Annotated in this window: 15 protein-coding genes; all 15 read left to right on the top strand. The window is 44.5% G+C overall.

Features of this window, described 5'->3' with window-relative positions:
* Positions 1–2 precede the first annotated feature (2 nt).
* The 15 genes from NFR62_RS01980 to NFR62_RS01910 all read left to right on the top strand — a co-directional run bounded on the left by NFR62_RS01980 (position 3) and on the right by NFR62_RS01910 (position 14,672).
* Positions 3–842 carry a polyprenyl synthetase family protein gene (locus tag NFR62_RS01980; protein ID WP_251612937.1) on the top strand — a complete coding sequence of 280 codons (840 nt, stop codon included), beginning with the start codon at positions 3–5 and terminating at the stop codon, positions 840–842.
* A gap of 3 nt (positions 843–845) precedes the next feature.
* On the top strand, positions 846–2,657 hold the full coding sequence (gene dxs / locus NFR62_RS01975) for a 1-deoxy-D-xylulose-5-phosphate synthase (protein ID WP_275556873.1): 1,812 nt from the start codon (positions 846–848) through the stop codon (positions 2,655–2,657).
* A gap of 70 nt (positions 2,658–2,727) precedes the next feature.
* Complete coding sequence (locus NFR62_RS01970) at positions 2,728–3,579, top strand: NAD(+)/NADH kinase (RefSeq protein WP_251612930.1); 852 nt, start codon at positions 2,728–2,730, stop codon at positions 3,577–3,579.
* 6 nt (positions 3,580–3,585) lie between these two features.
* Complete coding sequence (argR, locus tag NFR62_RS01965; protein ID WP_251612927.1) at positions 3,586–4,041, top strand: arginine repressor; 456 nt, start codon at positions 3,586–3,588, stop codon at positions 4,039–4,041.
* A 5-nt stretch (positions 4,042–4,046) separates the two neighbouring features.
* Entirely contained in the window at positions 4,047–5,747 is a 1,701-nt protein-coding gene (gene recN, locus NFR62_RS01960) for a DNA repair protein RecN (RefSeq protein WP_251612923.1), read from the top strand.
* A gap of 93 nt (positions 5,748–5,840) precedes the next feature.
* Positions 5,841–6,854, top strand: coding sequence for a SpoIVB peptidase S55 domain-containing protein (locus tag NFR62_RS01955; RefSeq protein WP_251612920.1), 1,014 nt, complete (start codon positions 5,841–5,843; stop codon positions 6,852–6,854).
* An 80-nt stretch (positions 6,855–6,934) separates the two neighbouring features.
* The gene (locus NFR62_RS01950) at positions 6,935–7,549 is read left to right on the top strand and encodes a hypothetical protein (protein WP_251612917.1); all 615 of its coding nucleotides are present in this window, start codon (positions 6,935–6,937) and stop codon (positions 7,547–7,549) included.
* Between the two features lie 39 nt (positions 7,550–7,588).
* On the top strand, positions 7,589–8,749 hold the full coding sequence (locus tag NFR62_RS01945; RefSeq protein WP_251612914.1) for a D-alanyl-D-alanine carboxypeptidase family protein: 1,161 nt from the start codon (positions 7,589–7,591) through the stop codon (positions 8,747–8,749).
* Positions 8,750–8,924: 175 nt separating this feature from the next.
* Positions 8,925–10,244, top strand: a complete 1,320-nt coding sequence (gene lysA, locus NFR62_RS01940) for a diaminopimelate decarboxylase (RefSeq protein WP_251612911.1) — start codon at positions 8,925–8,927, stop codon at positions 10,242–10,244.
* Complete coding sequence (locus tag NFR62_RS01935) at positions 10,245–10,949, top strand: site-2 protease family protein (RefSeq protein ID WP_251612908.1); 705 nt, start codon at positions 10,245–10,247, stop codon at positions 10,947–10,949.
* 8 nt (positions 10,950–10,957) lie between these two features.
* Positions 10,958–11,782, top strand: a complete 825-nt coding sequence (locus tag NFR62_RS01930) for a segregation and condensation protein A (RefSeq protein WP_251612905.1) — start codon at positions 10,958–10,960, stop codon at positions 11,780–11,782.
* Between the two features lie 80 nt (positions 11,783–11,862).
* Complete coding sequence (gene scpB / locus NFR62_RS01925) at positions 11,863–12,510, top strand: SMC-Scp complex subunit ScpB (protein WP_251612902.1); 648 nt, start codon at positions 11,863–11,865, stop codon at positions 12,508–12,510.
* Between the two features lie 49 nt (positions 12,511–12,559).
* On the top strand, positions 12,560–13,144 hold the full coding sequence (locus NFR62_RS01920) for a hypothetical protein (protein ID WP_251612899.1): 585 nt from the start codon (positions 12,560–12,562) through the stop codon (positions 13,142–13,144).
* Positions 13,141–13,533, top strand: coding sequence for a GerW family sporulation protein (gene ytfJ / locus NFR62_RS01915; protein ID WP_251612896.1), 393 nt, complete (start codon positions 13,141–13,143; stop codon positions 13,531–13,533). The genes NFR62_RS01920 and ytfJ overlap by 4 nt, the downstream gene beginning before the upstream one ends.
* On the top strand, positions 13,521–14,672 hold the full coding sequence (locus tag NFR62_RS01910; RefSeq protein ID WP_251612893.1) for a D-alanyl-D-alanine carboxypeptidase family protein: 1,152 nt from the start codon (positions 13,521–13,523) through the stop codon (positions 14,670–14,672). Before ytfJ ends, NFR62_RS01910 begins: the two co-directional genes overlap by 13 nt.
* Positions 14,673–14,676 lie beyond the last annotated feature (4 nt).

The following is a 14,676-nucleotide window of genomic DNA, read 5'->3' as shown; positions in this document are numbered from 1 at the left end:
TATTGAGTTTTACCGAAGAATACAAAAAACGCAAAGAAGAATTCGAGGAATATTTACGACAATTAACCTACGAATTTCAAACTTTGCCTTCGGAGCTTTCGCAAGCCGTAACTTATTCGCTGCTTTGCGGCGGTAAAAGACTGCGCCCCGTGTTGTTGCTCGAAGCGGTGCGAATGTTCGGCGGAGAACCGAACGGCGTCGCAGTGAATTTCGCTCTCGCAATCGAATGTATTCATACTTATTCGCTCGTGCACGACGATTTGCCATGCATGGATAACGACGATTTTAGAAGGGGGCAGCTTACCTGCCACAAAAAGTTCGGCGAAGCGCTTGCCGTGCTTGCAGGCGACGCTCTTTTAAATTTGTCGCACGAGCTTATTTTGGGCGCGATAGATTTGGAAGATAATAACCGCGACGCTTTAATAAAGGCGGGAGCGGTAATAGCGAAAGCGGCGGGCGGAAGCGGTATGGTAGGAGGGCAGTCCCGCGATATTTTAACGTCGGCAACTGAGAGAACGATTGATTACGTCTACGAGAAAAAGACTGCGGCGCTAATATCGGCGGCGCTTGAAGCGGGCGCTTTAATAGGAGGCGCAACTGCGAAAGAAGCGGCGCAACTCGGAGAATTCGGAAAAATTTTCGGATTCGGGTTTCAGCTTAAAGACGATTTGCTTGACGGGGAAAACGATTCTCAAAACACATATCTTAAACTTTTCGGCAAAGAACAAACGAAAAACGCACTTAAAGAACACACTGTTGCGGCGACGAATATTTTGCATGGCGTTAAAAACTCCGAGTTTTTAACCGAGCTCACAATACATTTTATGGAACGGACGGAATAATATTTGAGCGATTTGATTCAACAAGTTAATTCACCCGCAGACCTCAAAAAAATGACGGTAGGAGAGTTAAACGAGTACTGCAACTGTTTGCGCAAGTATATAGGCGAAACCGTTCGCAATACCGGAGGACATCTTGCGTCAAGTCTCGGCGCGGTAGAACTCGCGGTTGCTCTGCATTTTGTTTTCGATTGCCCTGCGGATAAAATTTTATGGGACGTGGGACATCAAGCTTACGCGCACAAAATAATAACGGGGCGTAGAGACGCGTTTCCCTCTCTTCGTTCCAACGGGGGAATTTCGGGCTTTCCGAGAATGAAAGAAAGCGACTGCGACGCTTTTACTATGGGGCACAGCTCAACATCATTGTCGGTAGGTTTGGGGCTTGCAAGGGCTCGAGACCTATTGGGGCAAAGCTACAACATTGTGAGCGTTATCGGCGACGGAGCGTTCACAGGCGGTATGGCGTTCGAAGCTTTAAACGATATAGGCGCGTCTCAAGCGGGAATGACTATTGTGCTGAACGACAATAAAATGTCTATATCCAAAAACGTAGGCGCAATGAGCGAATATCTTTCAAAATTGCGGCTCAGCAAACGTTATTCCCGACTTAAACGAACTGTGCAAAAAGGCGTGCTCGGTATTCCTTTGTTCGGCGAACACATATATAAAGCGCTCGACAAAACAAAAGACGGAATAAAGGCGTTGCTTCAAAACAATAAAATGTTCGAGCAAATGGGAATAAAATATTACGGTCCCATAGACGGGCACAATATAGGCAACTTAATAGAAATATTTAAACAAACTAAAAACGAGTGCGGACCGTCGCTTATTCATATAGTTACAGAGAAAGGAAAAGGGGATTCCGCAGCGCAATGCGACCCGTCGAAGTTTCACGGAATTCAGCCTGTGGGAGCGAATAAAGAGCCGTCGTTTTCCGATGTTTTATCGCGTTTTTTGTGCGAGGAAGGAGAAAAGAATTCGTCTATTGTTGCGATAACCGCCGCTATGGCTGACGGAACCGGGCTCACGGCTTTTTCAGAGCGATTTCCAAACAGATATTTCGACGTAGGAATTGCGGAACAACATGCGGTTACTCTTGCGGCAGGACTTGCGGCAGGCGGGCTAAAGCCGTATTTTGCCGTTTATTCAACGTTTTTACAACGCGGTTTCGACCAAATACTGCACGACGTTTGTATAAACAATCTCGGTGTCACTTTTCTTATAGACCGTGCCGGCGCGGTAGGCTCCGACGGCATAACGCATCAGGGAATATATGATTTGAGCTATCTTTCTATGATTCCGAACATGACTATTCTCGCGCCGAAAGACGGCAACGAGTTTTATAAAATGTTGATTTGGTCTCAATCTTTTAACGGTCCGCTTTCAATAAGGTATCCTAAAAATTATGCATTCGATTCCGAATGTGCGGATATAGAATACGGCAAATGGGAAGTAGTGGTTTCCGAAAAATCTAACATTTATATTTTAGCTGCGGGAGGACGCGCTTTGCGCGCCGCGCAAGCCGTAGGCAATTCAAACGTTATAAACGCGCGCTTTATAAAACCTCTCGACACCGAATTTTTAAATTCAATAAATAAAGCTGGAAATATAATAATTACTGTGGAAGACAACGCGCTTAGCGGCGGGTTCGGTCAGGCGGTAAATTCCTATTTAACGTCTTGCGGATTAAAGGCGAAAATTTCTTGCATAGGATATTCCGACGAATTTTTAGATGATTTTTCGGTTGAACATTCGCTGGAATCGGCGGGCATAACGGCGAACGGAATACTTTCTGCAATAAAAAATTTAAAATAATTTTTAAGTTTACAAAATAATTTTATTCAATAAACTTGAATATTTATAAATTTTCATGTATAATAAAAGCATGAAAGTGGGCATATACACAAATATTCATAAAGACAAAAATCTTTCGGTTACAAAAAAACTAATCGAAAGCTTTTTGAATTGCGGCATCGAGTGTTACGCTTACGAGAGTCTTTCTTCTTATGTTGTTTGCAACGGATATTTTTCCGAATCCGATAACGTTAAACTCGATATGTTGCTTGCCGTAGGCGGCGACGGAACGCTTCTGAGTATTTCAAAATGGTGTGCGGTGCACAAAATACCCATACTCGGAGTAAATCTCGGGAAACTCGGATTTCTTACCGAAGCGGAACCGAACGATTTAGATACGCTTGCGAAAAACATAGTTGCCGAGAACTATTCTGTTGAAAGAAGAACAATGCTTTGCGCGCAGCTTGACGACAGAAAGTTTTACGCTTTAAACGAAATCGTAATCGCTCGCAGAAACGTGTCTAAAATGATAATGCTTAAAGTTAATATACAAGACGCTCCCGTAGACAATCACTATTGCGACGGCTTTATAGTAAGCACGCCTACGGGTTCCACAGCCTATTCGTTGAGCGCGGGAGGTCCCGTTATAAGTCCTACGGCAAACGTTTTCGCGCTTACGCCAATAAATTCCCATTCTATGCATTCGCGCCCCATAGTGCTCGGCGACGACGAGAAAATCGACATAACGTTGCAAGCGCGCGCGAACGATGCAATGGTGATTGCCGACGGAAAAAACGTTTGCGTGTTGCCCGAAAAGAAAACTATTCGCATATATAAAGCGCCCAAACACGCGTTATTTGTTCGACTCAATAAAAACGGATTTTACGAACGTCTTTTGAGAAAACTCAACACTTGGAGTTTAACGCCGGGAGAGGAGGTATAGAGAACTGTGGCAAGAAGCGCCAGGCAAATGAAAATTTTGGAACTGATTACCGACAACGTTGTGGAAACGCAAGACGATTTGGCTCGCATGCTTAAAGACGCGGGCTTTAACGCCACGCAAGCAACGATTTCGCGCGATATTAAAGAGTTGGGAATAGTTAAAATGTCTATCGACGGAAAGCGTCAAAAATATGTGCGCGAATTCGGCGACAGAAGCGTTTCGAACGATAAATTAGTGAACATATTTAAAAACGCCGTTATATCGATTTTGTACGCGAATAATATTGTGGTGATTAAAACAATGTCGGGAAGCGCTAACATTGCGGGAATGATGCTCGATAGGTTGGAAAATCCCGATATTTTGGGTTGCGTAGCCGGCGACGATACCGTTATGGCGGTAACTAAAAACGAATCCGTCGCGCGCGAAATCACCGACGAGCTCTCCGAGCTTATGGAGCAATAGCCGATATGCTTACGAGATTAGTTGTTGAAAATCTTGCCCTTATAGAAAAACTCGAGCTCGAACCTTGCGGGCAACTGAATATATTGAGCGGCGAGACCGGTGCGGGTAAATCCATTATAGTAGACGGCATTATGCTTTTGCTCGGCGCTCGCTACGATAAAACGTTGTTGCGTTACGGCGCCGAGAGCGGTTTGGTTGAAGGCGTTTTCGATTCTACCGAGCGAGCTTGCGAAGTTATGCGAGAGTTCGGGTTCGACGAGGACGATTGCATTATTATAAGCCGAAAGTTTCATTCCGACGGTAAAAACGAAATTCGCATAAACGGCAGAGCCGCCACAATAGGCATGTTAAAACAAATAACGGCGACTCTCGTTGATATATACGGACAAAACGAATATCAATCGCTTATGCGCACGAGCGAGCATTTGCGTATTCTCGATTATTTTGTTCGCAATGAGATTAAAGAAGACAAAGCCGAATATTTAAAAACTTATGCCGAATATAAAGAAACCGTCTCGGCGTTGAACGGAATAGGAAACGCAAGCGAGCGCGAACGCGAAATAGATTTGTTGCGGTTTCAACTTGCCGAAATAGCGGATGCAAACACGTTCGAAACGGAAGAGGACGAGCTAATCGAACGGAGAAATATTATAACTTCCGCCGAAAAGATATATGCCGCGCTCGGAAAGGCTACCGAAGTTCTAACGGAAAGAGAGGACGGCTCCGCAAGCGAGTTGCTTTCCGAAGCGCAAAGAGAACTGTCGAGTATTTCTCATCTTAAAAGCGCGTATTCCGAGCTATACGAGCGGCTTCAATCGGTTGCAATCGAACTCGAAGACGTTTGCGACGGTATTGCGGACGAGTTCGGTTCTATGAATTTCGATATGAACGAGTTAGACGAGCTCGAAAAAAGACTCTCTTTTGTGCGAGCGCTCAAACGCAAATATGGAGCCTATGCCGATATGCTCGCATTTAAGAAAAAAGCTCAAACCCGTCTCGACTATTTGGAAAACGCCGACGAGCACTACGAAACATTATGCGCCAAAAGAAAAACCCTGCTAAAAAAACTGTACGGGCTTGCCGAAAACTTGCATGTGAAACGCGAGAAAGGCGCCGCAGAATTTTCGAATAATATCAAAGCGGAATTGCATGAGCTCGGAATGGAAAATTCGGATTTCAAGGTTGCGCTTCCCGTTTTTCCTTCGCTTGAAGAATTTGAAAATATTTTCGGAACAAACGGAGCCGACACAGCCGAATTTTATTTGTCGCCAAATGCGGGACAGCCGCTCAAATCATTGATAAAAATTATATCCGGCGGCGAAATGTCGCGTTTTATGCTTGCTTTAAAAGTTATATCCAACGAGTCGGATACCGTTCCGACTATGATTTTCGACGAAATCGACGCGGGTATAAGCGGAATTACTGGAAGAGTTGTTGCAAAAAAACTTGCCGCGATATCTCGCAAGCATCAAATTTTGTGCGTGTCGCACCTCGCACAAATAGCAGCAATGGCAGACGCTCATTTCTATATTTCGAAGCAATCGTATAACAATAAAACGGTTACAACCGTTGTTCCTCTCGACAATAGAGGTATGATAGACGAAATTTCCCGTTTGTCGGGCGGCAAAGGAATAAGCGAGCAGTCGGACACCAACGCTTCCACAATGAAAAAGTGGAGCGACGAATTTAAAGCCACCATAAAATAACCGAACAAATTGTTGCTGTTTTTACAGCCTTTTCCTTAGGGAAAGGGCTTTTTTGTCGCATATTCGCAAAAACTAACCGCCACACTAAATATCATGATGAAAAAAGCCGCCTACCGCAACTATTTTTTAATAGCATGTTGTTTGTTGCTTGTGTTCGCATTTAATGCCTATCATGTTCCCGAAGCGCAATCTGCGGGAAGCGAGCCTGCGCGCATAGTGTATCTCGGAGGTTTTCCCGTAGGGGTGGTTTTAAAACCGAGAGGAGTAATCGTAGTGGGACCCGCGACAGTGGAAACAGAGCTCGGCAGTATGGTGCCGAAGCTACCCGTGTATGGCGGCGATATTATAGAAACCATTGACGGAAAACAAATAAATTACGCATCGGATATTCGCTCGGTTTTAGACGAAACAATAGGAATGAGCGTAAATTTGGGCGTGAGACGAGGGACCGCTCTACTTAGCATTCCGCTCGGACTTATTAAAGAAGATATGACGGGCGAAAAGCGGCTTGGGTTGCAAATACGCGAAAACATAGCGGGAGTAGGCACAGTAACATACGTTAAAGAGGACGGCTCGTTCGGATGCTTGGGGCATCCTATACTATTAGAAAACGGAAGCATGGTGCCGTGCGTTACGGGCGAGGCGTTCGATTGCAAAATATTAGGATACAATAAGGGGGTACGCGGACGAGCGGGAGAACTCAAAGGCGCTTTCACAGGCAATTCTCCGCGCGGAACGTTATGTAAAAACTGCCAAAGCGGCGTGTTCGGAAAGTTTAACGATTTTAAAGGCGAAAAACAAATAGAAGTTGCAAGCCGCAAAAGCGTTACGGCAGGCAAAGCGACTATACTTTCCACAATAGGCGACAGCGTAGAAGAGTATTCGATTGAAATCGTTAAGGCGTCCGCTCAAAATTCCGTTTCCGATAAAAGCATGATAATTAGAATAACCGACAAACGGTTGATTTCCTCTACGGGGGGAATTGTGCAGGGCATGAGCGGCAGTCCCATAATTCAAAACGGCAAACTCGTGGGGGCTGTAACGCATGTGTTCGTTTCAGACCCTACTAAGGGTTACGGAATTTATGCCGACTGGATGATGCAATAATAGGCATAACGCAATAGTATGTTTGTCATACTATTGCGTGTTTTGTCATATTTTTGCGAATAATGCAGTATAAATTAAACATGTATAGAATAAACACGTTTAATCTTATATTAGACTTCCGCGATTTTTTAAAGTCGAATCGCAAAACTTTGGTAGTTATTATAATAGTGAATTTGCTTGCCCTTATTCTCGGAATACGGGCGGCGTTTGCGGTTTGCGACGCGGGGGTATATTTATACGCGCACCCGACTAACGTATTTAAACTTTTAACCGATAAAACAAGTATTTTCGGATATTTTTTCATTAGTTTAATAACTTACATAACGGTTTTAACGCTAATTGTTTTATCGTCGGTAAACTTTTTGCTTTCGTATCTTGCGCTTGCCGTGCTGTTTTTCAGGTCTTACCTTTTTTCTTTGCACCTGTGCTTATACATAATGTTTTTGAAGCTGTCGGTTCTTCCTTTTGCAATCGTCTGTTTGATTCCATGCTATATAGTGAGCATGTTTTTGTTCTCCGCCGTTGCCATTCTTTCAATAAACAGAGCGCGCGACGCGAGGCTTTACGGAGCGGGGTGCGGCAATTCTTTTCCGCTGTATATGCAAAAGATGATAATTCCCGCTACTATGTTAGTAATACTAACTGTTTTATGCGCAGTTTTATCGTATTTTTTAACGTTGGGTATAATTTTATAGGCATATATACATACTTAGAAAAAACGGAGGAAAATACGAATGAAAAAATTTACTGTTATGGCGATTGCGCTGTGTCTGTCTTTATCGGTGCTCGGCGGCGCGGCGATTACCGCCGACGCATACGCCGTAGAAAATTCGGGTCTCGATATTAAAGCCAAATCGGCGGTGCTTATGGATTACGACACCGGAACCGTAGTGTATTCAAAAAACGAGAGAGAGCGTTTGCCGATTGCAAGCATGGTTAAAATAATGACGCTCACCCTTACGCTCGAAGAAATAGACTGCGGCAACCTTTCGCCCGACGACCTTGTTACGGCAAGCGAAAATGCGGCAAGCATGGGCGGTTCGCAAGCGTTTTTGGACGCTCACAGCGAATATACGGTGAACGAACTAATAAAGAGCATAGTGGTTGGCTCGGCTAACGATTCTTGCGTGGCGCTTGCCGAACACATAGCGGGAAGCGTGGACGCTTTCGTTCAAAGAATGAACGAAAAAGCCGCTAAGCTCGGCATGACTGACACTTGCTTTATAAACTGCACGGGACTTCCCGGAGCCGAGCAATATTGCTGTGCGCACGACGTTGCGCTTATGACGCGCGAACTTATAAGCCACGAACGCTTTTTCGAATATTCGGGAATATGGATGTTCGACTTTAAGCACCCGAGCGGAAGAACTACTCAGCTTTCCAATACAAACAAACTTATTCGTGCCTACGAGGGTTGTGACGGCGGAAAAACCGGGTTTACCAACGACGCCAAATATTGCCTGTCGGCAACCGCGAAACGCGGAGAAACCCGTTTAATAAGCGTAGTTTGCGGCGCTGAAAGTTCCAAAATTCGCAATGCGCAAAACGCGGCATTGTTTAATTACGGATTTTCCAACTACGAAACCAAAAAGGTGGTTGCAGGCGGAGAAGTTCTCGAAGGCGAAATTAAAATAAACGGCGGAAAAGAAGATTATATCAAAGCGGTGCCCGCTCACGATAAATTTGTTTTCGCAAAAAAAGGCGAGGTGAAAGATTACGAATACGAAATGGAGTTTCTTTCTCTTTCGGCTCCAGTAAAAGCGGGCGACGCGGTGGGCGTGCTTAAAGTTAAATGCAGCGGAGAAACTCTTTGCGAAGTCGGGCTCGTGTCCGACAGAACTGTTCGCAAGTCCACCTATATCGACGTTGTAGACGAATTTATAGCCAACTGGTAAAACGGGAACAATTTACAACAAATTATAATTTAAGCGCGTTTTCGGCAGAAAATGCGCTTTTTTACTTTATTGCCGAAACGGGGCTTTTAGGGTTTTATTTTCTGCGCGCCTTAAACGTTTGACTTAAACGGCGGAAAATGGTATTATTAGTACATTCTGTATTTAGGAAATATATATGAAATTGCGCGATACTTTGAAAATAAACGAAAAAGGTCGTTTGGAAATCGGCGGCGTGGATTGCACCGAACTTGCGGCGCAATACGGCACTCCTTTGTATGTGATGGACGAAGCGTACATAAGGAGCGTGTGCAGGGGTTATACAGAACTTCTTTCGCGCAAATATCCCAATTCGAAAGTGGCGTACGCTTCGAAAGCTTTTTCCACGCTCGCCATATATAATATAGTTCGTAGCGAAGGGTTGGGAGCCGACGTTGTTTCGGGGTGCGAACTCTTTACGGCGATTCGCGGAGGCATGCCCGCTTCGGATATATATTTTCACGGAAATAATAAATCCGCCGAAGAACTCGCGTTTGCCGTTCGTGAAAACGTTCACGCGATAGTTATAGATTCTCTTTACGAAATAGAATTGCTCAACGAAATTGCCGGACGTCAAGGCAAAAAGCAGGGAGTGCTTGTTCGCGTAAATCCCGGAATCGACGCGCACACCCACCGTTTTATTCAAACGACGCGTCCTGACAGCAAATTCGGATTTTCAATTTCCGACGGCACCGCAGCTAACGTCATTAAAACAATAGTTTCGAAAAAAAATCTTGAATTTACGGGAATTCACTGCCATATAGGTTCGCAAATTTTCGAATTAAAACCGTTCGAACTTGCGGTGGAAAAAATGACGGACTTTATAGCGGCATTGTCGCATAATAATATTAAGGTGCCCGAGCTCAATCTCGGCGGAGGATACGGAGTTACATACACGTCAGAAGACAAACCGCTCGCGCCGTTCGAATACGTTGACGCAATCGTGAACAAGTTGAACGAATGTATTGCGTCGAAAAATATAGCCGCGCCAAAGCTTGTGCTCGAACCCGGACGCTCGATAGTGGGGGAAGCGGGAATAACGCTTTATACTGTGGGCGCAATAAAAGAAATAGAGGGTATTCGCAAATATGTTGCGGTAGACGGAGGTATGTTCGAAAATCCTCGCGTTTCGTTGTATCAAAGCAAATACGACGCCGTTTTTGCAAACCGAGCTCTCGACAAGCCTTGCGAAACCGTTACAGTAGCGGGCAAATGTTGCGAAAGCGGCGACGTGCTTATTGAAAACATCGAACTGCCCGCCGCAAAATCGGGAGATATTCTCGCCGTTTTCACAACGGGCGCATATCATTATTCTATGGCAAGTAACTATAACCGCAATCCCGTGCCGCCCGTAGTGTTGGTTTGCAACGGCGAAAGCGATTACATAGTTAAGCCGCAAAGTTACGAAGACATAGTTTCGCGCGACTCTGTTCCGTCGCGTCTCGGAGAATGCAAATAAGTGCTTTATTCATCTTTTGACATAGCGAGCATTTTGCTTGTTGCCCTTGTGGTGGTAATATCCATGATTTTGCACGAACTCGCGCACGGTTACGTTGCGTTGTGGAACGGCGACCCCACTGCGAAAGTAAACGGGCGACTCACAATAAACCCGCTCGCTCATTTCGATATCATCGGATTTTTTATGCTCATGACGGTAGGCTTCGGATATGCGAAACCCGTTCCGATAAATCCGTATAATTTCAAACATCAAAAACGCGGTATATTCACCGTTGCAATAGCGGGAGTTACGGTCAACTTTATTCTCGCTTTCTGTTCTTCGGGATTGTTCGTTTTGTTTTCGTGGCTCAAAACAAAGTTTCCGGGCGCGGAGACCGTACTATCGTATTTCAGCGATTTTTTCTATTTCATGATAATAGTAAACCTAAGCTTTTTCTTTTTTAATCTTTTGCCCATTCATCCGCTCGACGGTTTCAGAGTTATAGAAGCGTTCACACGCTACAATAACCGAGCGGTGCAGTTCTTCCGCAAATACGGACAATATTTTTTACTTACGTTGGTTGGAATAAGCATAATAGTCGATATTTTCAATTTTCCGTTTTGGCTCGACCCGCTCGGCATGTATATTTCGTATTGTAGGGAAGGAGTTTTGTGGCTATTCGGTAAGTTCTGGGGAATTTTCCTGAACTTCGGCGGATTTTATTAAGGTGATATATGGAAATCGACAACACGACAAAACAAGACGAAATACAAACGAACTCTTCCGAGCAAAACGAACAAGCAAATGCAAACGATAAGCCTACTCTTCCCGACGGCGAAGAATATAACGAATCGTCATATAAAATAAGACTCGAAGCGTTCGAGGGACCGCTCGATTTACTTTTGCATCTTATTAAAGCGGCTAAAATTCAAATTAAAGACATATTTGTTTCGCAAATAACCGAGCAATATATGGAGTACATAGCCGAGCTTAAAGAAGTTGACCTTGAAAACGCTTCCGAATTTATAGAAATGGCGGCGTGTCTTATAGAAATCAAATCGAAATCGCTTTTGCCGAAGCCTCAGGAAGAAATTCCCGAAGAAGAGGATACCGAAAAGCAGCTTATTCAACGTTTGGAAGAATACAAGCTTTATAAAGAAGCATGCCAAAAAATGAGAGAACAGGAAACTGTGGGCATACATTTCCGACCGCCCGATTCGAGCGTGGGCGAGCCGCGTTTCGTGCTTAAAGACATGACTATGGAAGGACTTATGAAAGCCCTTCAAAAAATGTTTCTCAAAATGGAGAAGCGAAACATAACGAAAAAAGAACGCAGAATAACTCTCGACAGATTTACGGTAGCCGAAAAAATGTCGCATATAAAAGACTTTATGCTTTTGCGCGATACGGCGAAATTCGACGAGTTGTTCGAAGACGATTATTCTAAAAGCGAAATAATCACAACATTTCAAGCGCTTTTGGAACTTTTAAAGCTTCAATTCGTGCGAGCCGAACAAAAAGAAATTTTCGGCGAAATATTACTGAAAAAGGTGGCGTAGGCGCCGTTTGCCAAAAGATAAATTCGTGAACGCGAACGCGCGTTCGTTCGAAAAGAGTGCTACGGAGGACGGAACAAACAATGGAAATAGAACAACTAGACGAAATTATAGAAGCGTTGTTGCTCGTGTCTGGCGAAGGCATAAGCATGTCGGAAATAGTGGAACTGTTGGAACTGCAACAGAGCGAAGTTAAACAGTCGGTTGCAAGGCTTAAAAAGAAATACGGCGGCAAATGCGGCATTCATTTATTAAACTACAACGGGAAAATTCAATTCGGTTCAAACCCCGCATACGCCGACGCGATTAGCAGCGTGCTTAATCCCATTAAGGAAAAGGAATTGAGCAACGCCGCGCTCGAAACCGTTGCGATAGTGGCTTATAAGCAACCCGTTACACGTCTTGAAATTGAACAGATTCGCGGCGTTAATTGCGATTACGCCGTTCAAGTGCTTTTAAAGCACAATCTTATAGAGGTTGTGGGGCGCAAAGACGTTGTGGGTAAACCTTTATTGTTCGGAACTACCGATATGTTTTTAAAGCGTTTTCAAATAGAGAGCATAGAGCAGCTTCCCGACTACGAGCAACTTCTTGCGAGCATAAAAGTTCTTGAAGAAGGGAACGCCGCAAAACCCGAAGAAGTCAGCCTTTATAACGAATTCGAACTGCCGGAAGAAGAGGAGACGCCCGACTTTTTGGAAGCGGAAACGGATTTGCAAAAAATCGGCTGAGCTATGCGCGCGAATAAAAAAACTTTAACCGAAAAAGACTAACAGTAATATGTTGGTCTTTTTAGTTGTTACAATACTTATTTTAAGTTTGTCGGCGGCGCAAATTCGCGTAGGATTGAACTTTTATCTCAATCTTTTCGGAAACGACGGCTTTATTAAGATTTATCTTTTCGGCATAAGAGTTTTTCATGCTGCGGTTCACTTCGAGCACGACGAGGAAAAACGAAACAACCTTGTAATCGAGCACGGCAAAAAAAGCGGCAAAATACATTTGAACACCGACGTTAAAGATAAAAAATCCATTGCGGCAATGCTTAAAAATCCCGCATTCGAAAATATGCTCGTTGAAAAAGTTTCGGCTCATTTTACAGCCGGGAGAACCAACGATTCCTTTTTTACAATAGCGCTTTTGCAATCTATGCGGGTGCTGTTTTATTCGTTTATGGCGCCTGTTAAATGCCGTTACAGCGTGGATATAACGGAATCGTTTACGCCCGTTTATAACAGAGACGTACTTCAAACCGATTTTATAGGCATAATAGGCATATCTATTGCAGATATTATTGTCAGTTGCATAAAAAGTATTTTCAAGCAAACGAATAACACGCGAAAACAGGAGGTCGCACGCACATGATAGTACAAAACAACGAACATCCCGTAGAGAGAGTGATGGACAATGCGTTTACCAAAATACGCACTTTGGTAGACGCAGACACGGTTGTCGGCAATCCCGTTACCACCGCCGACGGAGTAAGCATTATTCCGCTCAGCAAAGTTACTATGGGCTTTTTGACGGGCGGAGGAGAATACAGCGACATGGCTCAACAGAATTTGTCGGAATATCCGTTTGCGGGCGGAAGCGGCGCCGCCGTGTCGGTGTCGCCAATAGGTTTTTTGGTAAGCGACGGCAAAAGCGTCAAAATAATTAAGATGGACGATAAAAATCCGTTCGACAAAATACTCAATTTGATTCCCGACGTAATGGAAAGTTTGCTCGATTCGGGAGAGAAATGCAAAAAATGAAAGCGCGGCAAATGTCAATCTGCTGTTTTTTGATTATAGCGGCAATGCTTTTGTTACTGCCCGCAACTTTGAACGCGGGCGCTCAAACGCAAGGCAACGCGGAAACGAGCGCCGAATGTATGGCGGTTATCGAGAGTTCTACGGGCAGACTTCTTTATTCAAAGTCGCCCGACCGCAAACGTCCTATGGCGAGCACCACTAAAATCTGCACCGCAATCACCGTTCTCGACAACTGCGACGATTTGGAAAAAACGATTACGGTTCCCGATAAAGCGGTAGGAGTAGAGGGCTCGTCTATATATCTTCAAAAAGGCGAAAAAGTTAAAATAATAGACTTATTATACGGTTTAATGCTTCGTTCGGGCAACGATTGCGCCGAAGCTCTTGCCATAACCGTAGGCGGTAGCGTTGAAAAATTCGCCGAGCTTATGAACGCTACGGCGGAAAAAGCGGGCGCGAAAGACTCTAACTTTGTGAATCCGCACGGACTGCATAACGACGAGCATTACACTACCGCTCGAGACCTTGCGCGCATTACCGCCTATGCTTTTAAAAATCCGATTTTCGCAAAAATAGTCGCCACTAAAAAATATACTATGGCATGGGAAGGGAGAGACTATCCCAGAGTGCTCGTAAACAAAAACAAAATACTTTCCACTTACGAGGGCGGCGACGGAGTAAAAACGGGATTCACGAAAAAAGCGGGACGTTGTCTTGTTGCGAGCGCCACAAGAAACGGTATGAGAGTTATAGCGGTTGTTTTAAACTGCGGACCTATGTTCGAAGATTGCGCCGCGCTTATGGACAAAGCTTTTTCTGAATACAGCTTGCGCGACCTTACCGAAAGCGCGGACTTAATTAGGCGCATTTCGGTTTCCGACGGAAAAACGTCGGTTGCGGAAGCCGAAGGTAAAGAAAAGTTTTTCTATCCGCTACGCGACGACGAACTTTCGGACGTGAAAGTTGAAGTATTTCCCGTATCCGAGCTTACGGCTCCTGTGAAAATAGGAGTTCCTGCGGGAAAATTTACTGTTAGCCTACAAAAACAGTTGCTTTTTGAGGGAAAATTATATACTATTAGTAGTGTCGAAAAGCGCGGATACGTTGATAAGCTCAAAGACGTAATCGGCGCTTGGTGACAAA

It is taken from the genome of Pumilibacter muris (assembly GCF_943193045.1).
In the GTDB taxonomy this organism is placed as follows: Bacteria; Bacillota; Clostridia; order Christensenellales; family Pumilibacteraceae; genus Pumilibacter; species Pumilibacter muris.
Note: the sequence above shows the minus strand (reverse complement) of the source record. Positions and strands in the feature narration are given on the sequence as shown.